Annotated in this window: 25 protein-coding genes and 3 pseudogenes; 16 read left to right on the plus strand and 12 right to left on the minus strand. The window is 43.1% G+C overall.

Annotation, left to right across the window (positions count from 1 at the left end):
- Window positions 1–310: 310 nt before the first annotated feature.
- From MHN02_RS19655 to MHN02_RS19675, 5 genes and pseudogenes are all read right to left on the minus strand, one after another.
- A complete protein-coding gene (locus MHN02_RS19655) occupies window positions 311–556 on the minus strand; it encodes a Rho-binding antiterminator (RefSeq protein WP_069945752.1) in 246 nt (81 codons plus the stop codon).
- A 393-nt stretch (window positions 557–949) separates the two neighbouring features.
- Window positions 950–1,330: a succinate dehydrogenase, cytochrome b556 subunit gene (gene sdhC / locus MHN02_RS19660; RefSeq protein WP_069945753.1), complete on the minus strand. Its 381-nt coding sequence runs from the start codon at window positions 1,328–1,330 to the stop codon at window positions 950–952.
- 166 nt (window positions 1,331–1,496) lie between these two features.
- A pseudogene (locus MHN02_RS19665) lies at window positions 1,497–2,609 on the minus strand (ISAs1 family transposase).
- A 499-nt stretch (window positions 2,610–3,108) separates the two neighbouring features.
- Complete coding sequence (locus MHN02_RS19670) at window positions 3,109–3,849, minus strand: hypothetical protein (protein WP_069945754.1); 741 nt, start codon at window positions 3,847–3,849, stop codon at window positions 3,109–3,111.
- Between the two features lie 2 nt (window positions 3,850–3,851).
- Complete coding sequence (locus MHN02_RS19675; protein WP_069945755.1) at window positions 3,852–4,787, minus strand: AraC family transcriptional regulator; 936 nt, start codon at window positions 4,785–4,787, stop codon at window positions 3,852–3,854.
- A gap of 122 nt (window positions 4,788–4,909) precedes the next feature.
- On the opposite strand from MHN02_RS19675, the gene msrA reads away from it, so the two are divergent.
- Genes msrA through MHN02_RS19710 form a run of 7 tightly spaced genes read left to right on the plus strand, consistent with a single transcriptional unit; the run spans window position 4,910 to window position 8,703 of the window.
- On the plus strand, window positions 4,910–5,398 hold the full coding sequence (gene msrA, locus MHN02_RS19680) for a peptide-methionine (S)-S-oxide reductase MsrA (protein WP_000762837.1): 489 nt from the start codon (window positions 4,910–4,912) through the stop codon (window positions 5,396–5,398).
- Between the two features lie 27 nt (window positions 5,399–5,425).
- Window positions 5,426–5,662, plus strand: a complete 237-nt coding sequence (locus MHN02_RS19685; protein ID WP_009499586.1) for a glutaredoxin — start codon at window positions 5,426–5,428, stop codon at window positions 5,660–5,662.
- Window positions 5,663–5,693: 31 nt separating this feature from the next.
- The gene (msrB, locus tag MHN02_RS19690) at window positions 5,694–6,134 is read left to right on the plus strand and encodes a peptide-methionine (R)-S-oxide reductase MsrB (RefSeq protein ID WP_000483554.1); all 441 of its coding nucleotides are present in this window, start codon (window positions 5,694–5,696) and stop codon (window positions 6,132–6,134) included.
- Window positions 6,135–6,155: 21 nt separating this feature from the next.
- Complete coding sequence (locus MHN02_RS19695) at window positions 6,156–6,401, plus strand: glutaredoxin family protein (protein ID WP_025467194.1); 246 nt, start codon at window positions 6,156–6,158, stop codon at window positions 6,399–6,401.
- 50 nt (window positions 6,402–6,451) lie between these two features.
- Entirely contained in the window at window positions 6,452–6,760 is a 309-nt protein-coding gene (locus MHN02_RS19700; RefSeq protein WP_002122973.1) for an antibiotic biosynthesis monooxygenase, read from the plus strand.
- Window positions 6,757–8,031 carry an acetyl-CoA C-acetyltransferase gene (locus MHN02_RS19705; protein WP_069453486.1) on the plus strand — a complete coding sequence of 425 codons (1,275 nt, stop codon included), beginning with the start codon at window positions 6,757–6,759 and terminating at the stop codon, window positions 8,029–8,031. The genes MHN02_RS19700 and MHN02_RS19705 overlap by 4 nt, the downstream gene beginning before the upstream one ends.
- A 9-nt stretch (window positions 8,032–8,040) precedes the next feature.
- On the plus strand, window positions 8,041–8,703 hold the full coding sequence (locus MHN02_RS19710) for a peptide-methionine (S)-S-oxide reductase (protein ID WP_001281573.1): 663 nt from the start codon (window positions 8,041–8,043) through the stop codon (window positions 8,701–8,703).
- A gap of 219 nt (window positions 8,704–8,922) precedes the next feature.
- On the opposite strand, the gene MHN02_RS19715 is transcribed toward MHN02_RS19710, so the two are convergent.
- The 3 genes and pseudogenes from MHN02_RS19715 to MHN02_RS19725 form a co-directional block, all read right to left on the minus strand.
- Window positions 8,923–9,900 (minus strand): sensor domain-containing diguanylate cyclase, encoded by a 978-nt coding sequence (locus MHN02_RS19715; protein WP_002119794.1) that lies wholly within the window; start codon window positions 9,898–9,900, stop codon window positions 8,923–8,925.
- 281 nt (window positions 9,901–10,181) lie between these two features.
- Window positions 10,182–10,430: pseudogene (locus tag MHN02_RS19720) on the minus strand (transposase domain-containing protein); the annotation flags it as partial.
- Window positions 10,431–10,517: 87 nt separating this feature from the next.
- Window positions 10,518–11,804 carry a GAF domain-containing protein gene (locus tag MHN02_RS19725; protein WP_000257537.1) on the minus strand — a complete coding sequence of 429 codons (1,287 nt, stop codon included), beginning with the start codon at window positions 11,802–11,804 and terminating at the stop codon, window positions 10,518–10,520.
- 867 nt (window positions 11,805–12,671) lie between these two features.
- Between MHN02_RS19725 and MHN02_RS19730 the strand changes: the two genes are divergently transcribed.
- From MHN02_RS19730 to MHN02_RS19745, 4 genes and pseudogenes are all read left to right on the plus strand, one after another.
- Window positions 12,672–12,833, plus strand: coding sequence for a peptide-methionine (S)-S-oxide reductase (locus tag MHN02_RS19730; RefSeq protein WP_223290059.1), 162 nt, complete (start codon window positions 12,672–12,674; stop codon window positions 12,831–12,833).
- Between the two features lie 58 nt (window positions 12,834–12,891).
- On the plus strand, window positions 12,892–13,446 hold the full coding sequence (locus MHN02_RS19735) for a carboxymuconolactone decarboxylase family protein (RefSeq protein ID WP_000088799.1): 555 nt from the start codon (window positions 12,892–12,894) through the stop codon (window positions 13,444–13,446).
- 137 nt (window positions 13,447–13,583) lie between these two features.
- Window positions 13,584–14,099 carry a DUF417 family protein gene (locus MHN02_RS19740; RefSeq protein WP_004911234.1) on the plus strand — a complete coding sequence of 172 codons (516 nt, stop codon included), beginning with the start codon at window positions 13,584–13,586 and terminating at the stop codon, window positions 14,097–14,099.
- A gap of 239 nt (window positions 14,100–14,338) precedes the next feature.
- Window positions 14,339–14,536, plus strand: a pseudogene (locus MHN02_RS19745) (transposase); the annotation flags it as partial.
- A gap of 100 nt (window positions 14,537–14,636) precedes the next feature.
- On the opposite strand, the gene MHN02_RS19750 reads toward MHN02_RS19745, so the two are convergent.
- Complete coding sequence (locus tag MHN02_RS19750) at window positions 14,637–17,618, minus strand: Tn3 family transposase (protein WP_069945582.1); 2,982 nt, start codon at window positions 17,616–17,618, stop codon at window positions 14,637–14,639.
- 155 nt (window positions 17,619–17,773) lie between these two features.
- Here MHN02_RS19750 and MHN02_RS19755 point away from each other — a divergent pair, with 155 nt between their 5' ends.
- The gene (locus MHN02_RS19755; RefSeq protein WP_069945744.1) at window positions 17,774–18,424 is read left to right on the plus strand and encodes a DUF3732 domain-containing protein; all 651 of its coding nucleotides are present in this window, start codon (window positions 17,774–17,776) and stop codon (window positions 18,422–18,424) included.
- A gap of 113 nt (window positions 18,425–18,537) precedes the next feature.
- Here MHN02_RS19755 and MHN02_RS19760 read toward each other — a convergent pair whose 3' ends face one another.
- Window positions 18,538–19,611, minus strand: a complete 1,074-nt coding sequence (locus MHN02_RS19760) for a nucleotidyl transferase AbiEii/AbiGii toxin family protein (RefSeq protein WP_069945745.1) — start codon at window positions 19,609–19,611, stop codon at window positions 18,538–18,540.
- The gene (locus tag MHN02_RS19765) at window positions 19,608–20,192 is read right to left on the minus strand and encodes a DUF6088 family protein (protein WP_081334049.1); all 585 of its coding nucleotides are present in this window, start codon (window positions 20,190–20,192) and stop codon (window positions 19,608–19,610) included. Before MHN02_RS19765 ends, MHN02_RS19760 begins: the two co-directional genes overlap by 4 nt.
- 211 nt (window positions 20,193–20,403) lie before the next feature.
- Here MHN02_RS19765 and MHN02_RS19770 point away from each other — a divergent pair, with 211 nt between their 5' ends.
- The 3 genes from MHN02_RS19770 (at window position 20,404) to MHN02_RS19780 (ending at window position 22,255) form a co-directional block, all read left to right on the plus strand.
- The gene (locus MHN02_RS19770; RefSeq protein ID WP_069945747.1) at window positions 20,404–21,015 is read left to right on the plus strand and encodes an RHS repeat-associated core domain-containing protein; all 612 of its coding nucleotides are present in this window, start codon (window positions 20,404–20,406) and stop codon (window positions 21,013–21,015) included.
- Between the two features lie 34 nt (window positions 21,016–21,049).
- The gene (locus MHN02_RS19775; RefSeq protein WP_069945748.1) at window positions 21,050–21,562 is read left to right on the plus strand and encodes a hypothetical protein; all 513 of its coding nucleotides are present in this window, start codon (window positions 21,050–21,052) and stop codon (window positions 21,560–21,562) included.
- 159 nt (window positions 21,563–21,721) lie between these two features.
- Window positions 21,722–22,255, plus strand: a complete 534-nt coding sequence (locus MHN02_RS19780; RefSeq protein WP_069945749.1) for a hypothetical protein — start codon at window positions 21,722–21,724, stop codon at window positions 22,253–22,255.
- A gap of 240 nt (window positions 22,256–22,495) precedes the next feature.
- Here the strand turns inward: MHN02_RS19780 and MHN02_RS19785 are convergent, their stop codons facing one another.
- The gene (locus MHN02_RS19785) at window positions 22,496–22,909 is read right to left on the minus strand and encodes a J517_1871 family lipoprotein (protein ID WP_069945750.1); all 414 of its coding nucleotides are present in this window, start codon (window positions 22,907–22,909) and stop codon (window positions 22,496–22,498) included.
- Window positions 22,910–23,593: 684 nt separating this feature from the next.
- Here MHN02_RS19785 and MHN02_RS19790 point away from each other — a divergent pair.
- The gene (locus tag MHN02_RS19790) at window positions 23,594–23,755 is read left to right on the plus strand and encodes a hypothetical protein (RefSeq protein ID WP_155279874.1); all 162 of its coding nucleotides are present in this window, start codon (window positions 23,594–23,596) and stop codon (window positions 23,753–23,755) included.
- The last annotated feature ends 226 nt before the right edge of the window (window positions 23,756–23,981 follow it).

Below are 23,981 nucleotides of genomic sequence, written 5' to 3' on the forward strand. Positions count from 1 at the left end.
GAAGTCTAAAATGAAAGGTAACCCAGCTCCACAAGCCATTAACGGCGAGGTTTGTAGCGATTTATGTTACTTTAGAGGGGAAAATCCCTAGAACCCCAAGATGGTATTTTATGATGTTGAGTGAGCCTTGACGAAAGTATGAGCAAAATAACGACCGTGTTGAGGTACGAGACATCACCAACTGTTTTTGCTACGACTTAAATACTTTGTATGTGTTTTGTTCTAAATATTGAGAGGACTTATTTACTGCAATCCGCAATTTTTTTGCCACTTCAATCACTACTGATAACACTTGCTCACTAAAACATTATTATTTAAAAATAACCTCAGTAAAATGTGGATTATTAATTAATACTTCTAGTTTATATATTCCATCCAATTCAATCAGTATGTCCGTTTCGTTAGTATTCAGCTTGATGCACTCGTTACGACTGTGATTACGCAATACATCAATAGCAACACCTTTTATAGATTCGCCCACTTTCATCGTTAATTTAACCGGATAACGGAACAAACAAACTATTTCAATATAATCATATTCACTACAACTAATCATAAGACTCACCTCTGAAAATGGATTACTTACCGTGAGGCTGATTGACAGTTATTGCAATAACCTCAAAAACACAAAACTCCCCCATAACGGACTATTACTTGCAGGCTTTAATGGAAGCGCTAGAGATAAAAGGCTGCAAGTAACTTCCCCAGCGCAGCTAGTTTATGGGCTTGTTAGTTAATTAAGACCTAAAAGTGATCCCCCATTTGCAGTTAATTAAGAGCCGCTTCAAAATCTTCTAGAGCTTGCTAGGAGGCCAACTTTCAATGATTAAAAGGGGTGACTCTACAACGCAAATGTTATCCCAAATTGGATCAATCTAATCTTCAATTCAACAGTTACAACCTGAATGCCATTCCGATCCAAAAAATTACTATAAATTGCCTTTTTTGATTAGCTAAACAAGTATATTGCCAAAATAACACTACTAATTGCTGTAAGTAATATTACAACCGCGGACATTTTAGAAGCCGAGTCTAATTCTTTGCCAAATCCAAGATCGCGTAGCATATGATTTACGCCTGAAATAGCATGAAAGCTTAGCGCTGTTAAACCACCCCAAAATATGACCCTTACAAACCAGTTTTCAAAGTAGTTGGTTGCTAGTTGAAAACTGTCTTCTGACTGTAAACTGATAACAAACATGTACATGACAAGGGGAAGGAATAGTATTAAGAACACCCCAGTTACTCTGTGTGTAAATGATTCATATGCCGTGATAGGAGCTTTTATTTTTAGCAGGTTAAGAAATACAGGTCTTTGTTTTTTATTCATTTAGATTGCCTTGGGAATGGATGCGCACATGTAGGAGTTTTTAAAAACTAAAATATATCCTCGAGGATTGCAATCGTTATTCCTTGCAGATAGCTGATTTGAACAGATACATACTTGTTTTTCATATGACAACAGCGATCACGGCAAGAGCATAAATGTTTAATTATCACTCAATTGAGTTGCACCCCGCTAAAAATATAGCCTCAAGGTAGTCAGTATCCATTGCGGCCATACGTTGTTTACGCCTAACACTGGCTTTTCTGCTGGTATCGATCTTTATCATGTTAACCCCGATGTGCCGTAAACGGGCAATATTCTCTGCTCCGTCGCCACGGTATATCTGACAGTTATCCTCTCTCATCGCAGTATCCAAGACCCAATGTAGGTTATTTTCGATACCCCAATGTCCGCGTGCCGCTTTACCAAATTGCTCTGTCGTTAGCTTTGTAGAGCTGATGTAATAGCGGTATTCCAGTGACGCCTTTTTACCATCATTCTGGTAGTTTATCGCCATACCAATACAGGTTAAATTTGCCTAATCAGGGTATGCCTCGGCGAAATCTCCTGCGTCTTGCACATGATATTCCCGCGCTTCAACACGGCCATGCCCTTTCTCAATATGGAGCCCAGTGGCTGTATCCACAGAGGCGAATGCCGCCTTGATGCTTTCATACAACCGCTTCTGGTTGCCCTTGACCGCAATCAGGTAATCCGCCCCTTTATCGACGATTGTCTTGGTTATTTTGTGTTGGCAACCCATCGCATCAATGGTGATAAGGCAGCCTTTAATATCTAACAAATTGAGCAAATCAGGAATGGCGGTGATTTCATTTGACTTCGCGTCTGTCTTAATCTGCCCCATAACCACGCCATTTGCGGTAGCAAAAGCGCTGACCATGTGAATTGCAGATTGACGATCATGGCGAGCATAGGAGCTGCGCAAGCGTTTACCATCCACCGCGACCACTTCACCCTCGCTCAGTTTTACCACCTCTTGCATCCAACGTATAAAGCTGGACTGCAATGCGCTGGGCTCTATCCTTGAAATAATGCGAGCTATCGTATCGTGCACGGGTAACCCTTCTTTGAATAAACCTAAGCCCTGAAGCCAGCTTAGCCTTGCTTTACCAAAATCTTCAATATCCTCCCAGCCTTCACAACCCGTGATGATGGCGCAAATAGATAAGAACAATACGTCGTAAAGGGGGTAGCTTAATTTAGCCGTTTGGCGTGGGTCTTTTACATCAGCGAAGTACTGGGCAAATACATCGATTGTCATAGTTGGACTCCCAAAAGGGAGTTTAAGATCACAGCTAAATCAGATCGTCAAATCGGGCTAAATGATCATAGTCGCTTAAAATTCGTTCGCGATCTCGCCGTGCACCAGTGATTGAGCAATAATTGGTGGACTATTGTCGGCCTTGCTTAATTTTTGGTTATCATTACCTTCAAAGCGAAAGATAGAAGGTCTAACACACATGGTCTTTGTTAGACTAGGTGTTTGTCGACAAATTTTGCAATGACAAGATAAAAAAGTTGTTTCGGGTCATAAATATTTCTTAAGTCATGTCCGTTAATGCTAATTAACGTGCATACAATTAGTAAAACAGTTAGCTGATGGTGTTTCAACGGCTCTCTGCAAGTGGATGGCTATGCCGGTTATGCACAAATTGAAGCTACTTTAGCTGGCAGCTAGGCACATGCACGTCCTACTGTTTCTTTAAATGTTTTTTTGCAGGCTCCGATACTGAATGAATATGCAGTATTCTAGCAATTCATCAGAAGAAACTTTTCTTAATTTCCTGTAGCCGGTCATAAATCAGAGGTGGATAGTTTGCATGATATTCACCGCACTCTGGGCAAGTTTCTTGCTTTAGGTGCGCTTGATTGTCGAGATCTTGATAAGGAAAAACGCTGAAGAGAAGTTCGTGCTGCATAAGCGTTTTATAAAAACTCTTATGATAAGGTGCAATCTCGCTGTCTTTGATTTTGTCGAAATATAGGTCAACGCTGTTCAAAATGCTCATAATTTCTTTAACCCCGTCGAACCTTAAAATGTCGTCATCTTTGTGAATATCAACATCTAAGCTCTCTAGATCCTCAATGAAACATTTAATCGCTCGCCGGGAATGCAAAAGGATCATTTGCGACTTGCCATCAATCATCTTTTCCTGATCGTAGCTAAAATTTTTAATGTTTCTTTCGACGAACATATAAAGTTCGTGAAGCTGATTCAACTCGTGCCTCAGTTGCTCCTTCGTATATTCCTTTTCGATTTGCTGATGGAGGATGCCATTAGCGTCAATCTGAGCTTTTAACACCAGAAAGAGAAGCACTGAACCCAGAATTTGTAGAAATGGGCTTGAAATACCTCCAAGAGCATCTCCTATTTCGCCATACCCTTTCAAATATTGCAGCGGAAGAAGAGGTGCAAACAAAGGGATAAGCAGGCAAGCCGCACCACCAATGACTATGACCCAGAAAGCTATTTTGGTAACAGGAGAGTTATAGATATTCATTTTTACACCTTTTTAGAATTTTCTTTTCTGTACGCGCTAGGAGTTTTGCCAATTTTTTTCTTAAACAACTTTTGAAAGTGTTCATGTGCCGGATACCCAATGGCTTCACTCACTTCGGGAACAGACTTACCGGATTCTTTAAGCAGCTGCTTTGCTTTTTCAAGCCGACAATAGGTTAAATAATCAAGAGGTGTCATGCCTGACAGCTCCTTAAATTTGACGCTGTAGTTCGTACGCGACATCCCCGCAATCCCGGCGAGATCGTCAAGACCCCATTTTTTATCGAGACTATGATGAATAGCTTCCAAGGTTTTGCTGAGTTGCGGATTTTCGATCAGTTTGAAGAATCCAGCATTTTTATTGGATTTGTACATGTGGATTCTTAACGCTTGCACGAAGATAATTTCGGTCAGCTTTCTGACTAACGTGTTGCTTCCAGGAAGCCCTGATTTTGCTTCCTGCTCTATAATACTTAAAAGCATGGCAAGCCAAGGCGAGTGGGAGTTATCAGCACTCTTGATATGCACGACATATGGCAGCGAATTTAAGAATGGATGATCGGGTCCGCCATTAAAACAAAAATGTCCGCAAACGACGTTGGCTTTGAGCTTGCTCTGATCACCGTATTCCAAAACTTGAGCTTCGGTGAGGTTGGCTTTAGCTCTAAATTCGACCGCAGGCTCGGCCTTGATTTTTGGTGCACTGGCCATGGTGTGCTCCATCCCTTTGAAAAAGATCAAAATATCGCCCTGCTCCGCCAATGCTTTAAGTTTAAGTTTTGGCACCTCATACCAAAACTCGCCATGAGTCACGATGTGAAATCTCGCTAGATTCTCTTCCTGCGGGAGGCTGATGCCCCAGTCTCCCGCAAATGAGGTTCTATACCAGTAGCTGCTAGTAAGCTCTACCTTATCTAAAATTTCACTGAGAACATCCATATATAGCTCCTACGTAAACTGTCCAATAGGTCATGTTATACGAACTATTGAACATATTATATCTATTTTACATACTGTAAAGTCAGTCTAATCAGTAAGTGGATGAAAACTAAGGAGGCTTTATGAAACTAGATTATGTGATCGTTGCCGGAGGGTGTTTTTGGGGTCTCGAAGACCTCCTTAGGAGTCTGGACGGTGTGACGTCAACGAAGGTGGGCTACTCTGGCGGAGATTTTGATGATCCTACCTACGCCGATATTATAACAGGGAAAACGGGGCACGCCGAAGCGGTTCGCGTGGAATACGACCAAGACGAAATATCTCTCGAAGAGATTCTACATTACTTTTTCAAAATCCATGATCCGACTACGAAGAATCGCCAAGGAAATGATGTTGGCACTTCGTATCGCTCGGCAGCGTTCTATCGTGACGATGCACAGAAAGCGATTATCGAAAACGTGATTGATGAGGTCAATGAGATCGGTCGCTTCGAGAATCCCGTGGTCACGACGGTAGCCTTGGAAAAAGAGTTTTATGACGCTGAGGAGTATCACCAAAACTATTTGAAGAAGAATCCCCACGGGTACACGTGCCATTTTGAGAGAGATTAAACCATGAATCAAACGAAAGAGGAAAAAATGAAAGAACTTAAGAACGTTGTCATCTACACAAAAGACCATTGTCCGTTTAGTAAACGCGTGAAGGAGTACTTAACTTCTGAAAAAGTTGATTTTAAACAAATTCGCGTGGATGACGATCCCAAGACTTATGATGAGTTGAAGAAAAAAACCAACCTTCAAACTGTTCCGCAAGTTTTTGTGGATGGAAAATTCATTGGTAGCGCGACTGACTTCTTCGCGTGGATTGATAGCTAAAGAACAAACCCAAAAATAAAGGAGCAAATTTATGTTCAACTGGGAAAGCATTAACAACTATCTCGATAACGGCACTCCCGCTCCTCCTAGAAAAGTAGAAAAGAGCGAGGAAGAGTGGAAAAAAATTCTGACGCCCGCTCAATTTAATGTCATGCGGAAGAAAGGCACCGAGCGCCCTCACACTGGGGAACTCTGTTCATTTTATGAGGCAGGACGGTATGCCTGCGCGGGCTGCGACACCGAACTCTTTGACTCGAACGTTAAGTTTGATTCGGGAACAGGTTGGCCGAGTTTTTCTGAGCCCGTCGCCGACAACGTAATTCAATATGAACTGGACACGACTTACGGACGAAGAATCGAAGTGCTATGCAATGTGTGCGAAGCCCACTTAGGGCACGTTTTTCCAGACGGTCCTGAGCCCTCTGGGGCTCGATTCTGCATCAACTCGGAGTCGTTGAAGTTTGTAGAGTAATTTTAGAAAATGGAGGGGGTCGTGGGGATTAAGCTGTTCGGTCATAAGGACTGCCACAAAACCAAGATTTACCAGTCGTACTTGAAAGAAAAAGGAATCGAGTTTGATTTTTTAGATGTTCACGAAGACGACGCGGCAGCTGATGAACTGCGATCCCTTTATACTACTGGAAAGTTAAATTTCCCGACAATACTGGTTGGGACAAAGAAGCTGAGAAACCCCAAGTTCAAGGATCTCGACAAGTGGTTGGAAGCTTCGATGAAATAACGAGATCTTTTTTTTGAGGATTGTAATTAGCTTAGTAAGGAGTCAGATCAATGATTATAGCAGTTTTCCGCAGTCGTGTTGCCAAGGAGCACGGTGGGGAGTTTGAAAGAAGATACGCCGAGATGTCCGCGCTTGTCGAAGCCATTCCTGGTTACGGAAGCCATGAGCGGTTTTCTTCTCCTAACGGTGAAGATGTTCTAATTGTCGAGTTCCTTACCAGAGAAGCTTTCGATGCTTGGGATAAGCATCCCGAACACAAAAAAGCCAAGATGCTTGGCAAAGACTACATTTTTGAATCGTACGACGTGAAGGTCGGAGAAGTTTTTGAACGGCACACAAAGCCGGAGGTGAAATTATGAAAACGAGAACTACTTATGTCGTAGGTGGCGTCCGTATTCCATTTATGAAATCAATGACTGCCTATCGAGATGTCACCACGCCAGAGCTTATGACCGCTAGCCTGAAAAGTTTAGTCGAAAGATATAACTTAAAGGGCAAAGTCGTGGGTGACGTGGCTCTGGGTGCACTCATGCAAAGTTCGGCCAACTGGAACTTTGCGCGTGAAGTTGTTCAGGCTTCTGGCTTACATCCGAATACGCCAGCATATAACGTGCAGCGGGCTTGCGGTACCAGTTTAGAAACTACGATTCAGATCGCACACAAAATATCCAGCTACCAAATCGAGAGCGGTATTGCGGGCGGCGTGGATAGCAATAGCGACTTGCCAATTATGGTGACTCGTTCGTTCTCGCAGAAGCTCGTTGCATTGAATTCGGCCAGAACACTCGGCGAGAAACTAAGAATCTTTTTGAGCTTTAGGCCGAGCGATTTAAAACCCGTGCCACCCGCCGTCGTTGAACCGCGAACAGGGAAGTCAATGGGTGAACATTGTGAGTTGATGGTCAAAGAATGGAAAATTTCCCGGCAAGAGCAAGACGAGCTGGCTCTGGCAAGCCATCTGAACGCCGCGAAAGCGTACAAAGACGGCTTTTATGCCGATCTCGTTTTTCCATTTTTAGGAAAAAGTACGGATGGAATCATGCGTGGCGATACGACTTTAGAGAAGTTGGCAAAGCTAAAGCCAGCATTTGATCGATCCGAAAAAGGAACTCTGACGGCAGGCAACTCGAGTTCACTCACGGATGGCTCGTCCACCGTTCTTTTGGCTTCCGAAGAAGAGGCTAAAAAGAATAATTGGCCGCTGTTGGCCAAGATTGTGGATTCTCATACTTCTGCCGTGGATTACGTCGCTGGCGAAGGTTTGCTCATGGCTCCAACTGTGGCGGTCAGTGAATTATTGAAGCGAAACGGCTTAAAGCTTCAGGATTTTGATTTTTACGAAATTCACGAGGCGTTCGCTGGACAAGTGCTCTGCACGATGAAGGCGTGGGAGTCTGCTGAATACTGCAAAACACGTTTGGGACGATCAGAGCCTCTCGGAAAAATTGACCGCTCGAAGCTAAATGTCCGTGGAAGTAGCATTGCCCTTGGGCATCCGTTTGCGGCTACTGGCGCTAAGATCGTCGGAGTTTTAGCAAAGATACTGCACTCAGCTGGTCCTGGAAAACGTGGCCTTATCGTCGTTTGCACGGCGGGAGGAATGGGAGTGGCTACAATTCTTGAAAGTTAGGAGAAAAATATGTCGGATCTAAAAATGAATAAAGAAGACGGTGTTGAAAGCTATGAATTTGCAACCCCTGAAGCAATCGAAGAAGCATTGAAAATCGGGAAGCTTAGTCAAACGGTTTTCGGCATGGGTTGCTTTTGGGGACCGGATTCTAATTTTGGAGGGACGCAGGGAGTAGTGCAAACACGTGTTGGCTACGCTGGAGCATCAACTCTGGATCCGAGTTACCGCAACATCAACGGACACGCCGAAGTCGTCAGAGTGATCTACGATAAAGACCAAATCAGCTACAGGGAACTTCTTGGAAGTTTTGAATCATGGTCTGTTCATGGTAGAAAGCAGGGCCAGTATCGCCAGATACTTTTTGTTTTTGATCTGGAGCAAAAACAAGTAGCTGAAGAACTGATTCAAGCGATTGGAAAGGAGAAATCTCCCGAGGTGATTGAGGCCGGAGAACAAAATGGTTATTTTTGGCCCGCCGAAGATTACCATCAAAAGCATCGTCTTCGCAGAAACAAACAGCTTGTAAGTCTTGCAGAAGTAGATTTCGGTCCTCGCTGGGATGAACATCTGTATTTTACTAAATTAAATAGTACCGATAGAAAAGGCTTCAGTCTCTCAAGCTGGCTAAAAAAGTTGTCTCCGGAAATGCAGAAAGCTTACCGAATCGGTTAATCTGAAATTGCAGCTGGCTAAAGAACTCTATTTTCTATATGTAAAGAATGTGACGATCTCCTTCACATGGAGTCCAAGAGAGCATAAAAAATCTGTGTAAGTCGCATTACCCATGTATTTGAAAGGAATAAATAATGCCAATATCAGACCAGCTTATCGACCGAAGCAAGACCTCAGTTTTTATGAGGTCTTGAGATCAGCGCAGCATGAACAGATCTCTTACAGTGTGGCGAACACACTGGTTTGATTGCGGCCTTGGGTTTTAGCTTTGTATAACATCTGATCGGCGACTTCGAGCAACTGCTTTTTGTCGTCAAATAAATCAGCGCTGGCCAAACCTATGCTGACCGTTAATTGTCGTAATAACCACTCATGGTTAGCCACTACCAGCCTTAACTTTTCCAGTGTTTTATTTGCGGACGCTGTGTCTGTGCCTGGCAGGATCAGCACAAACTCTTCACCACCATAACGGGCGAAAAAGTCATAGTTCCTGCTATGGCGCTGAAACAGAGCCGCGACTTGACTCAGTGCCTCATCTCCTGCGGCATGACCATAGCTGTCGTTAAAACTCTTAAAGTGATCAATATCAATCAATGCCAGTACAAAAGATTGTCCTGTTCTTTGCCAGCGAGCAAATTCAGCTTCAAACTTGAGGTCAAAAGCTCTTCTGTTGTTCACCCCTGTCAGCGCATCCGTCATGCTGGTATTATGTAATTGTTCGCCGACTTTTTTCAGCTCCAGTATGGCGATCACTTGTCTGGACAGAGCCTGCAAAGAGCTTATCTGCCGCTGGTTCAGCTGCTTAGGAACATGATCATAGACACAAATAGTACCAATCACTGCACCTTCGGGATCAATCAGCGGCGAGCCAGCATAAAATCGGTAGCCAGGTCCTGAAATCACCATAGCATTGGTACTGAATCTGTGATCTAAAGTAGCGTCAGGGACCACCATTACCGCATCAGGTGTTTCCATTGCATACACGCAAAAGGACTCTTTAATTAATACAGAGGTACGCGAAATACCAACTTTTGCAATTAGATTCAGCTTTGTGTCATCGGTTCGCGTCACCATAGCCACTGGTGCATCACAGATATAACACGCCAGTTCAGTGATATCCCGCAGGTTCTGATCTGCTTCAGCAGGTGCTTTTAGTGTGGTTTCTGCACTAGCTGTTTGAGCTAAACTAAAGGTCATGTACTTCTCCGTTTTTCTACTGCATTTTTCAAAGATCCTGCATAGAAAAATGAATTAAATCGTTGATTTAACTCTAGCATAGATCTGTCAGACTTGAAGTTATCTCTGTAGCAATGGTATTGTTTTGTACAATATTCGCCTGCTTGATTTGAGTTTTAGCTGTATTTATAAACTTTTGGCTTTTCCGGTCGCAGGCTCTATAATTTGCTCGTTTAAATCCAACTCTTCGTCTAACGTCATCTATTTAGTGTGCATGCGGCCTCCGGAGCATTTTCCGTGGCTTATTTTACCGAAGCATCGGGATTGCTAAATAGAGCTGAACGCTGTAATGCGCTTTCGAACTGAGCTTTCCGTAACTTCGGCATTAGTTCATGTACCTTGCTTACTGGATGTTGGTTGACGCGCAGCAGCACGTCCGTCAGATAATCGTAAACGTTAATAGCAGTGTTGACCTTGCTTTGAATGACGCCAACATGCTTAGCACCAAGCTCCGTTCAGCAGAATCACAGCCAGTTTTTCAGTTATCCCAAGTGTCACTCTCAGATTAAAGGCCGCCATACCGGATGTAGTGCCAACAAGAAAACTAAAACACAACTTCGCTGATCATCGCTGAGTGTTTATAAATCGTCTCCCATCACCGGTATCGATAAGCAGATAAGCCTGGTTATGCCATTAGCAGTTCTTGAAGCATTCCTGCTTTCAATGTCGTCAACGTGATCACGATTTGAGTTGAGATAACGACTCTGTTGCTGAAGACTCTCAGTTAATTGCCACTCACCAGATTCAAGAACAGCACCCGCTAACTCGGCACATACTGTTGCAAAACCATAAAGCGCTTGATTATCGCGGGTAAAACGCAGCGGCATCGTCTGGCCTTTTACAAGAAGGGACCATTCCAAAACTCTGTACTTACCTTTTAATCGGTTACTGACAAAAATAGTTATACTTGTACCGCTGGCGCCAACAACTAAAAAGCTCGTGATAGCTAGTCCTATCAGAGACCATAACTCTGGTTTCCCACTTAGTAACAGTGGATTAGGCAAATGACTCCTCAAAACGAGATCAGCACCAAGGGTCAGCGCTGTTTTATACACTGCTTGTTCTAATAATGGAGTTGCATTGACCAGTGACGCAACAGCATCACAACTATAAGGTTCTAGAACTGCCGTAGCTCTCAACCATTCTGTTTCATGGGCAATCGCCAACAAATTTGACCAAATTCGAACCAGTGCCGCTATATGAATGGAGTTTTCATCAGTCAGGACGGTTTGATTAAGCTGCTTATCCAGTTCCTGATGCCAGTATTGGTATTGGCTTGTCAAAAGTACAAACAACTCAGATTGAAGCAACTTATTATTAGTTACCGGTCTTATCCTATTTGACATCTCATTGAATAGTTGTATAAATTTTTTGTCTGCTTGTTGCTCACGCTTTAGCAGATCTTGCTGTTGTTGAAGCATCTGTAAATCGTATTCAATGGCCTGCTTAAAAAGTGTGAGTAAGGAACAGTGTTGTGATGCCCGATCTGGGCTTGAAAAGTCCAACATACACAAAGTACCGAAAGTTTTTCCGCTAGGCCAAAGCAATGGCAGGCCATAGTAATAACTAAAGCCTGCTGCAAATGTTGGGTTATTGTTTTCATATCGGGTACCGATTGCATTTTCAACTAGTAATGGCTGGTTACTGGAAATGACTTGGGAACAATAAGTGTTAAGTGCCAATGGAACAGGTTCACCGCAATAAAAAGTTGGTACTGACACACTGCCAACAGCCTGACAAATTTCGTTTTTATCTAATCGATTAATCAGCACACAAGGCACTTCCGCGACTTGAGCCATCGAGTTTACAATGCCTTGCCAGCGCTCTAGGAGCAGAGCGGTTTCTATGCTCAAATCTACTGCCATTTGTTCCCTCAGTATTTAAATAGTCCCCTTTTGCATCATTCGATCTTGTTTATCTCAGAGTATCAAACAGGAAACAAAGTGATTGATGTCAATCAGGGAATTAGCAGCATTGATGCATTAAGCGGCGCACATACACTCTAAGTAAAGTGCTTAAGTCTGATTATGGCAAGAAATTGTTACTTTGTCAGGGATAGTCAACACTTTATTAGCGAGAGACTTGCTTGGCTGACATTTAAGACAAATCGCGAGATTCCAAATCTGCCACCAACAGTCGGAACTGAGTAACTCACTTGAGCTTTAAAAAGTAAAGCATTGAAATATTTATGGTATTTATACATCCTACCTAGCTCACAGCAGAGTTTAGCATCGTGCATTAATATGACCTTACACTAAAAATACGTACTAGTTGACGTCTATCAAACTCGTTTACGAGATAGTGTAGTGGTCGACAAATTTTGGCCACATCGTTATTGCCTAATAACCGATGCTCTCTTTAAATGCGAAATGAGTAGTGCACGCATTTTTAGCCTTTTGGCAAAACGTTGATGTCTCGAAATTTTCAAGCGCTGTGCCTTGTTTATTTTCAGAAACGTCTGCTTTCAGTGAGTTCCTGATGCTCGGGCGCTCTAAATTATGGGTATAGACAATCTGATTTGCCCTATATTTGCAGTTTTTCGTGAACCCTTAATTTCACAACTCTTTTAATCTGATATCCAAAGTCTGCATCCATACAAGCCCCTACGTAAACTGTCTAATAAGTCACATTATACGAACTATTGAGCATGTTATATCTATTTTACATGCTGTAAATTCAGTTCCATTAGTAAATAGATAAAAACCAAGGAGGCTTTATGAAAAATAAATAATGTGATCGTTGCCGGAGGGTGTTTTTGGAGTCTCGAAGACCTCCTTAGAAATCAGGACGGCGTGACGTCAACGAAGGTGTGTAGTGGCACTGAAATGGCGACTGCGCAAGACGTGAAGATGAGCTGTCTGATAGCAACGGATTATCAAGCAGAACCTTCTTAAATACAATTTATTCCACGCCAATACAGCGTGCTGTCTTTCAAATCACTAGGAGAAATTTATGTCACGTTTGAACACCCCTACCACAATCGACGCCGCGCCTACTGCTACCCATACCTCACTCAAGGCTGTGGAAAAACAACTGGGCCGCGTTCCTAACATGTTCCGCGTCGTTGCCAACAGCCCTGCTGCGCTGACTGGCTACCTGCAATTGAGCGCAGCATCAGCACAGGGCGGCTTGGGTACAGCGACTCTTGAGCGTATTGCCCTAGCCGTCGCTGAGATCAACGGCTGCGATTATTGCCTTGCTGCCCATTCCTTCCTAGGCCGTAAGGTGGCCAAGCTTGATGATGCTGAACTCACTGCCAACCGCAGCGGTGCATCAAATGACCCTAAGGCCGACGCAGCCGTGCGTTTTGCTGCCGCCGTAGTCCGCCAGCGCGGGCAAGTCAGCAATGACCAGGTCCAAGCGGTGCTGAACGCTGGCTACAGTGATGCACATGTAGTGGATATTCTGTTGGCTGTTGCCCTGAACACTTTCACTAACTACGTTAACGAAGTGACACAGACCGAGGTCGACTTCCCGGCCGTTCAACCACTAGGCATTGATGTCTAATCCATTGGTGCTCAACTACAGCAATTACCTAAGTTAGGTTCGACTCGAGTAAACATATAGTTTTTCTCAAGAGTCATATCATTTTAGTGGGCTACATAGAGTGAGTCCACATGGCTAAAAATAATTGGAGATATAAGATGACTATTCCCGAAATTGAAAATGGTGTCCAGACTACCAATACCCTTAGTAATAATCTCGGTGCAAAAATCACTAAGTTTGGTATAGGTGGCATCTACGTTGCCATGACGATAATATATTTGTGGTTTGGTGGCATGAAATTCACTAGCTACGAAGCAAACGGTATACATGGTTTTGTTAGTAATAGCCCTCTGCTTTCGTGGATGTATAGCTTCCTCAGCATTCAAGGATTCTCAAATTTTCTGGGTGTGCTTGAAATTTCAGTTGGCCTGTTAATCGCTGCACGAGTTTTCTCCCCTAAGCTCGCAATCTTGGGCGGTGTACTTTCAACCGGACTCTTTTTTACGACATTGTCGTTCATGCTGACTACACCCGGTGTTTTTGAGGCATCTCTTGGGTTTCCTGCGATCTCTGTGGTTCCTGGCCAGTTTTTGCTAAAAGATTTAGGCTTGTTTGTCGTGTCTATATTTATCGTAGGTACATCACTTACAGCACTGGAGCACAAAAACAAATAAGCCTCACCCGAAACAACTATAAGTTAGATGGCTCCTAAACACATTAGAGAGCCTTTATTTTTATCTTTTAAGTGCTTCAAGTACGTGCCTTACTAGAGGCTGTTGATCTTTGAGTGAAAAATGAACGGCATAGCAACAAGGTATAATGGTTTCGCCAAAAATCAAAAATACCACCGAGAACGGACGTTGCTATGCCAAGGACAATGCTAACAGATAACGCCTAGGAAGCCCTAAAGCAAATACTTAAAGAGACAGGGCGTGTTTACAATAAATATGAACACCGAAATACACTGGAAGGCATACTTTATCGTATGCGCACAGGCATTCAGTGGCGAGATTTGCCTGAAAGATTCGGTCGTTGGAACTCTGTATTTAAGCGCTTTAACCTTTGGTCAAAGAAAGGTGTGTTACAAAAATGGTTTCAAAGCATATCGTCCGATAATGGGGTACTAGGGATTTTCCCCTCTAAAGTAACATAGAACGCTACAGGCTTTGTATTATATAGCCTCCAGCTGTGGGTTACTTTCGTTTCCAAGCTTAATCATCCACGATTGGCTTCGTAATTTCACTAATATCAGGCAATTTTCCGGTATTGGTGAAGTTATACGTCCCGCTTAAGTTGATATTTTGCCATGCAACGGGCGAAACAGCACGAGTGATAGCCGCTTTTTCTTCATCACCTGTCGCTTCAAAGTGTCCCAGAAGATGACTCAGTATCGCGGAGTTGAAGTAGATGAGCGCATTGGCAAGCAATCTTGCGCATTCATTCCAGATAGCGATTTCAGACTCGTTTTTGCCACGGAACTGATCACCATTCACCGACGCAATGGCTCGTCTAAGGAAGTGCCATGCTTCTCCCCGGTTCAGGGCACGTTGCACATACTGCCGCAAACTGGCATCGTCGATGTAGTCAAGTAAATATTGCGCTTTAACCAGTCGATTATACTCTGTCAGCGCCTGTAATATCGGGTGTCCTGAAGGATAACCAGACAGTTTTCTCACCAGTATTGCCTGTGTTGTTCGTTTTGTCTGAAGTGACAGGACAATACGCCTGATATCCTGCCATCCCGTTTCGATGACCCCCGTCCTGATGGGTTTCTTCAGCGCAAGTATGGTGTTACATTGTTCATTTTCAGTCACCTCAAACAGATCGTTGATGACGCTGTTAAATTGCGCGTATCGCGGTGCAAAGCTGTAGCCGCATAGATCCAATAAAGCGAAGTTGACGTGATTGACACCGTGTGTATCTGTCGAGAGTACGTCAGGTTTGATATCGCTGCTGTTGGATTGCAACAGATCATAGATATAGTGTGATTCATGCTCGTTGGAGCCGATTATCCGTGCATTCAGCGCGCTGTGATTGGCGACCAGGGTCATGGCCGTGATCCCTTTATTGGTACCGAAGTACTTCGAGGAATACCGGGTTTTAAACGTTTCCAGATGCGTTTCGAATTTCTGACCATCCGCACTGGCGTGCAACTGGTCCTCCTGAATATGGTAGTGGCGGAAGATGGGTAATGAAGCCACCGCATTATTGATCACGTCGCTGGCATCATGCAGCGTTTCAGGTCGGATATAGTTAGCCTGTACTGTACTCAGGTGTTCATAACTGCGGTCGGAGATCTGCGCCATACCATACACACCACGGTGAGTGGCGTTAGCAATTAGAATGGCCAGTAAATCATCCTGATGAGTAGTTCCCTGTTTTTGTATTGGCAGCACATGTGTCAGGCATCGCATAAACCCGGTTTCGCGCTCAACATACCGCAGGACATCCGCGATACCGACTGGCTGCATTCGCTTAAAGAAGGGATTGTTGACCAGAGATGTAGCGCCTTTTGTTGGCAGGTGCCAGCGGGTGCCCGAGCGATTTTTCATGATTACATTGCGATTATCTCCCTCATCAATATGGCGCGCCACGTCTTTGAGCGCGCTTTCCAGTCGATGTTGTTTCTCCTGTAACAATGCGTCAACAGGTTGTTTTAGTCTGTCCAGCGTTGATGACTCCAGCAGTGCATCCTGCGATGTTTGGGGGATCAGGTCGTCTTCCAGTGCCCGGTATTTGGTGACATTTGACAGATAAATACGTCCGTTCAGTCGTGAAGTTAACTGCCGGTAGAGCAGCCATTCATAACGTTGCGGATTAACGTTATCCTGTTTCACCAGCCATGGGAGGTGCTTTTTGGGGATAAGCGACGTATCCATTGTCATCAGTGATTCACCGGATACAATTTCCGTTTGCATCTTTTGAAGTTGGGCGACGACGGCTTCTGAGCCTTTACCGGCCTCACATTCAAGGCACAGGAACACTGGTCTTAACAACTGTTCCAGAAGGTTTCGTTGTTCGTCATAATATTGCCACTGGTACTCTTCCACGGTCCGTTTTTGTTTTTTCAGATAAAGGCAAAGGGTCTGGATATCCCGATCATCCATCACTTTCAGTGCCTGTTTTCTGACTTCCGAGAAGGGCTGATTGTCATCAATATTCTCGTCAACAAACAGGTGAAGTAGCTCTGCCGCTTTCGTGACATTGTCCGCAGCTGACTGCCAGGACAGGAACACTGCTTGTTGTGCAAAGGCGTTGGCGGCTTCCTGTTGTTTTCGGATATGGTAAACAAACCCATCCGTCAGGCGCTCCAGTGCAAGTTGCATGCGCTCTGTCAGATGACACAGTAACCACAGGTGCTGCTGTGAGCGTTTGAAGCGCCGCACTTTACTGCCGTAGTAATCAATAAGGCCGCTGAAGTGTTGTCGATTTTTTAGCGACAGATTGAGCCTGTCCACAACGTCATTTATTTGCGTGTGCCATGGTGCTAACCGGTGGTAAATGGCGAGCTCTTTTTTAAGCTCAGGCACGGTCAGACTTTTGGCACCACCCCTGAGATGGCTCAGACTCAGCCCGTCGTCTTTAGTAGTGATTATGTTGTCCAGAAAGACGTTAAGTTCATTACTGGTAAGTTGATTCAGTTGGAGCGTCAGGTCTTTTCTGACCTGTTGCATTGTGCGGCTTATCAGTCTTTGAAGCACGGAGTACTTAGGAATGGCAATGTTATGGCTGGCAAGGTATTCAATGGCCGCATCAAAGAGGTGTCGAGGCTCCAGCCAGGCATGACCAATGTAAACCAGGTGGTGGCACAGAGCATTGAGGTGCTGTTTTTCATTCCACTTATTGTAATTCAGTAGACGCAGTATCCTTGAGTAAATACGGTCACGCTGCATTTTACTGACACTGAAAGGCCTGATCCCTTTACCTCTTTGAATTTGGGAGGCAATAAACTGCATGTCGATACTGATATCACGGAAACTCGGAGCAATGATCACTGGCTTAGATTTAAAATAGCCCAGAAGCGCCACGAAATAACAACGATGTTTAGTAAGCCTGATAGTACGGCATTCGGCCTGTTCTACATCGTTTAGCGAAAAATACAAACGTTGTTCCTCAATAGAAAACTGAGGTGCTGAATACAAGTCTCGTTGTTCTGCCTGAGTCAGAATCGAGAGTTCATTACTAATTGCCATGATGAATAAACGCCAATATGATTGATGGTGTTTATATAAGATGGCAGAATATTGGAAGGTAACCCACCGCCACAGACCATATAATATAATACCTGTAGCGTTCTATGTTACTTTAGAGGGGAAAATCCCTAGAACCCCATATTGCTTTGAAAACAATGGGGGCATCTGATGACGAAAGAGAGCTGGAAAAAGAATACAAAAGACTGAAGAAAGAATTTGAAGGATTGAAGGAACAAGTAAATCCTCAGTCATTGAAACATAAAACTTATCTTCAGCTTCAAAAAGTAAATAAACTTGCAACTGATTGGTTACCAAGTCTTGATACAGAAAACCCCGACGCACCAATATCTTTGTCTGAGAAAGAAATGACTATTAAAGTCAACAACAATGGCCGAGAAGACTATTTATGGGAAATTGGTAGTGGTGCCAATTGGGTATCTTATCACGTAGCAATTTCACTAGCACTTCATCAACATTTCGCTGGACAAAAACAGTCTCCGGTACCTAGCTATATTATTTATGACCAGCCTAGCCAAGTATATTTTCCGAATAAATTAAATAGTCCACAGGAAAGTGACGAAAAAGATTTAGCTTTGATGGAACAAGATGAAGATATTGTCCAAGTTCAAATAATATTCAACGTCTTTAGCGAGGCGATTAAGAAAACAAATAATAAGTTGCAAGTTATTGTATTAGACCATGCTCCTTCGCACTTGGTTAGCCAGTTGGCTAATGGTCACGTAGTTGAAGAGTGGAGAGATGGTATCAAACTAGTACCAATGGACTGGATTGATGGCATGGAGTAAATAAGTTTTTAATTGCATTTTCAAGTATTTTAACTATTCAACTATACATGTATATAGGTCGAAACTTTGTTAATCTTATGAAAATAAAAACTTTAATTGAAGGAGGAAGCGGACTATCCTGATTTCTGTACTAAGTCTCTCATATGTTGATTAAATACCTCTTGGGCATCAGCCAAACGAGAAACGATATACTCAAATTCATCAGGAACTGTAAAAAACATTTTTCCAGAAATAGCTTCCACATGATCTTTATTGACAGCGCGCAATCTTTCACCATCAGGGATTAGTCGCAATCCACCGCTTAAAATGGCTTCAAAATCGACACCTGGAGTAGACCATCTGTGCTTTTTCATTTCGATAACGGCCTGCATAGCCTCAGTTGTCGCAAGCGGATCTGCAAATTTGTTTTGTAGCAAACAATCAACATCATACCAATGACGAGCCAATCTAACAGGGTTTGGTTCTTTTGTTTGTGTAGAAAATTGATGAAGAGCCGTTAGTTTTTCCCACAAAATGTAATCCTGTTGGAAAGCTTTAACATTTGCTCTGGGTAATTCCAAGCTACTTAATTCTGGACATTGATTTAAGTACGTCTCGACATTCAAAGCTTCCGTGGGTTTTCCTCTGTTACGACCGCCAAATTCTAACAACACATGGTCGAGTTGGTAATCATTTGAGCCACGTGTGGTTCGTGGGAAGTGAATATCAACCTTTTCACCTTTGGAATCTGGCTCAATTTCAGCGTATAAACCTTCAATCTGGTATTTATCTAATTCTTGATTTAGACGTACTAAAAATTCATTGCTCCAGTCTTCTAGTAGCCTTTGTTGGTTATCTCTGAATTTTTTAGCTTGGCTATTAGATTTGGTACTTTGTTGCCATGCCTTTAATTCATCTTCTTCAGAGAGGCCAGATAAATCAGCCCAGTGGATTGACAGGTCGATGTCTTCAGAGAAACGCGAAATTGCATTCCAGCATTTACTTAATGCGGTTCCCCCTTTAAATGCAACTGAGATATTACCTAGCAACGAGTCATCATAGAGTAGTCTTAGTATCTCCGTTACCCAAATGTCTTTTTCTAGAAAGTTTGCAGGTAAGCCGCCCGGATGCTGTTGTGCGCCAACTGTGAATATATCAGTTAAATCTTTATGGTTTTTATTATCGATATAAAGATCAAACAAATTCATGACGTCAAGGTTTGCTTTACGCTAGATAACTTGTTTTTCCAAGTCCTTAAGCTGCTGTTGTTGAGCAGTTTGTTTATCACTACCAATTTTTCTTCATGTGAAATATTGAGACGTTTGAGAGCTGTACTCAATTGTTGCTTCGAAGTATGTTCAGGAGATACGAACATTAAACCGCGTAACAATTCACCTTCAGGCCGATGCTGCCATCTGAGTTTGAAATTAGCCGTATGTTTGACCTGAACCTCTTGATTCCCTACTTTAAATACACGTGAAGGTCCGGAACTCCAAAATATTGTTTTTAATGGAGCTTGAGTTTGTAGCCCTAATCGGTAGGCGGACTCCAGTCCCTGGGGAACCATCTTGTAATGATTAGCCTTAGCCCAAGTTATAGCAACATCTTCAGCTTTAGCTGCAATTTTAACAGAAGGGAGGGCCGCCAGTGGTTTCGGTCGAGAGTAGATGCCTTTCGCCACTCGAACAACTTGTCCCTCTTTTGCAAGTCTACTCATTACCTTTTGGACAGCCGTAACAGAGCCTAGAGAGTAAAACTTCTCTATCGCAAACGGTGTTCCTCGTTGCATACGAGATAACCTATTGTTGACTAATGCGGATACGGACATATCTATGTGAAATCTGACAAAACTGCTCTATGGTGGATTTATTATAGGTCAATAATTATGTGGATTGCAAGACTATTGGTGTCAGGTTCACCAAGCATCACATGTTGTTTTATATTTCCGCAGAAAAACACATTCTTAAATTGTTGGCGGTTTATAAATTGTACTAATTTATATGCAGGCACGATACTATGATCCAGTCATAGGTCGTTTTTATTCGAATGACCCGGTAGATGCGTTGGGGCACATGCAACGTGGCAACAGCATTACACATGGTTTCAACCGCTATGCTTACGCTAATAACAATCCATATAAATATACTGACCCTGATGGGGAGTTCGTTCAATTTATAGTCGGGGCAGTTATTGGAGCTGCAACAACATATAATTCAATTAAAGATTCAGATATGAGTTTCGCTGAAAAAGCTGGGGCGATGGCAGTTGGAACTCTAGTCGGAGGTGCCTCAGGTGGTATCGGGACATTGATTAATATGGCAAAGGGAGCTGGCACGGTAGCATCATTGACAACAGGTGCGTTAGCAGGTGGAGGAAGCGAAGCCACAACTCAACTAATAAATGGTCAAGAAATGGACGGCGTCGCAATAGCTGGAGCAGCGTTAGAGGGAGCTGTAGCGGCGGTTAGCGGTAACGTTGTTGCTGGTGTTACAGTTCAAGGTAATGCGAAGTCTCAAGTAGCGCAAGAGGTTAAAGAGCAAGCTACTGCTATCGTGGAAACAGCAACTGCGGGTCTAGTACAAATGGGCGTCGATGAACTCCAAAAAGACTAATCGTTCAATCAATTAAAAATCATGAAGAGAAAAAATGACTGAAAAAAAGTATGTTAACGCTTGGTTTGTTATAAGTATTCTATCTATATTAGTTGGCATCTATATAAACTATGTTTTTATTGTAAAAGACGGCGGGGTTCCAAATAAAGCAGAGTTGACTATCATTAGTGGCCAACTCAATGCATTTGAGACTAAGAGCAACGGTATCAAATTTAAATTGAGTGGATTTGAACCTGCACTTATTGTTAAAACAAAAAAAGAGAATCTTAAATTATTGGAAGTTTTTGAAAACACTCAGGGTGATGCGCTGTTTGAGGTGTTGGTTGATGAAACGAAGGAAGAATGCCAGCAAAAACTGAGTTATTCTTGCTCGGTATGGAGCTTACAAATTGATGAGTCTCCGTTCTTAGATTACGGTACTTCGGCAAAACAAGTTCAAGAAACTAGTGATCGTATCAATATATTTTCAAAGGTTTTGATTGCTGTTGGAATTATCGGAGCATTTGCTTTGGCTTTGTATAAAGTAAAGTTGAACAAAACCAAATAAGGTAAATTGTGACTTTTGAATCCAACCACTTCACCTCGCGCTCGCGGGGCGTCGCTCTATCACACGATGTTGATTCTTTTTCTTCGCTTACTAGTGTGCTTCAATCGTTTCAACCAGAGAGTTAAAAATAGAAATTTTAGGAAAGGTCATATTTCAATAATGAGCACTATTAGTAATCCTGTCACTACAATAATTATAAATGAGGCTGACGAATCAGTAGTTTGTCAAACATTTGAAGACGAGCTTTTTGTAGGAACACGCAAAATTGCTTCTATACCTTCACTTTACGTACTCGAACAGGGAGATAAAAAGCTTTTACTCCCTGTATTAACTAATAGAAACAAAAGGCTTCTCACTTTTATACCTTTATATGATGTTTCCTTTGGTAATGCTGCATTCAAGCGCGATAGTGTTTATCGAATTTCTAACCCTGTAGATCAAGATACTAATGATGTAAGGGAAAAGATTTATAAGTCTATGTCTCTTATGACAAGCTCAAATACCCAGCATGTTAAACACGATGGCGGTACAAACCAGTTTATTAATGGTGTGGGCTACAAGTTTTGTTTTAGTCCTGAGATTAGCGTCTTCAAAAGGGATAGAGATGTATTAATGACTGATTTTATTTCCGCTGGGCTAGATTACTGCTTTGAGATTCTTAAAAATCAATATCCAGAACTGATAAACGATTAACTGTAATTTTTTATTTGAACCCAAAGCCTCTCAGTCGCGAGGCTTTTTTTTACAGGTAGGCTGATGATTTGCAAAAATTAAGCATTGCGCAAATGGCCGAGAGATTTTCTGCCATCAGGCATGATGCGTTCGATGTAATCTGGAATATCAACTAGCTTTGTCGCAATATTGCTTCCGCTAATGCAATTTAGTAGCTGAGGCGGTAGTTTCTGCGTGTTAAGCGTCACTCTTCACTCGAGGCTATGTACGAACATGCGTTGAACAGTATTCCGAAGCTGCTTTGCGTTCATTATCAGAGTAAAACTCGCTGACGGTACTGCCAAAGTAATTTGATGAGACTTTAAGGCCATCAGAAGAAACAGCATCGAGCGTTAACCTGGTTCCATCTTGGATAAAGATAGTGTCTTCAGCGTATTTAACCTTTTGAATAACGTCCGCTGTTCCGTAGGAATAGCAAAAGTACCCGTTACCCGACTTATCGAAACTGAGGCTCGCGAGGTAAGGGCCCATGTTACCTGTCCAGAACCCAATGATTTGTGAGGGTGCCGGCTCAGCCTTTATCTGCACAAAATTGTTGTTAAGCATATCATCAACGGGAGACTGGCATCCGGCTAAAGCTAACGAGCCTAAAACCAGATATTTGCGTACATTCATAATCGTCCTTAATGTGAATAGGTGTGGTAGGTACCAGTGTAGTACGGAATGACCATAGTACGCGTGATTCTGAAGAAAAAACACAACCACCTGCCAATTACTACGGCAACATACCCCTATACCGTCTTGCTAAACTTCCCGCAGCTTCGCTGCGGCGGCCGCGCGCTCCGCGCAGTTGTGCAGGTAGAACGTGAGAAATTAGTGAGCGAGTAGGGGAGGTAAGCGAAAGTGGGTCACAGGTAGTGGACAAGTAACGTACGTTTACTATGGGGCAGGTTGGTGGATGCATAGTGGTGTGTGAGGCGAGTCTTTTGTTGTGGGTGAGTCGTCCTCGTTTGTGCTTTAGTCAATGAGTCCGGTTAGGGTTCTTATGCTGGGTTGGTGAGAAAAGGGTTTATTGGTTTAGGGAATTTTAGGGTATGTTGCCGTAGTAATTTTCTTTACCCAGTTATCAACAAGGTTGTGGATGGTTTATTCGTTGGATTTGCTGCTGTTTGATGAGTTATTCACTTTTTCGTTGGTAGTAGGGCGCCTCGTTACGCGCCCCCTTTATAACGCACTTTGTGTTGAATAGAACGGGTTGATTCTCAATAAGTCGGGTTTTGTTTTACATGTTAACCGCGCTTTCTGTCTTGCTGCGTGCCGCAGTGAGCCACGTTGTCCCAATCATTAAGAGATTGAGACATGTCAGCAGAATCAGAAAATGTAAAAATCACAGTCGAAAAATTGCAGCAAGGGTTAAGGGTTTTCTTCGGCAATGATGATGCAACCATGAACGAATGGCTCTACTTGCCCTTGCCAATTCTAAGTGGTGAATGTCCCCGAAACATGCTTGATCCCCCCTGAGCGACGTCAGCGACTATATTAAATTCTAGAAGAAATGAAGTTTGGCGAAATGGCTTAAGATAAATGACCATAAATTTAACGATATAAGCTATAAGAATATGCTTTGGGCCCGTCGGGGCGGGAAGATAACATCGAGTAGGGTGAGGCGTCACCGCCTCATCCCTCTCACAGAACCGTACATACGGGCCTCGTATACGGCTCATGTACATAGTTATTTAGCGTAATT

The sequence above is a fragment of the Alteromonas sp. CNT1-28 genome (assembly GCF_022348345.1).
GTDB classification, from domain to species: Bacteria; Pseudomonadota; Gammaproteobacteria; order Enterobacterales; family Alteromonadaceae; genus Alteromonas; species Alteromonas macleodii.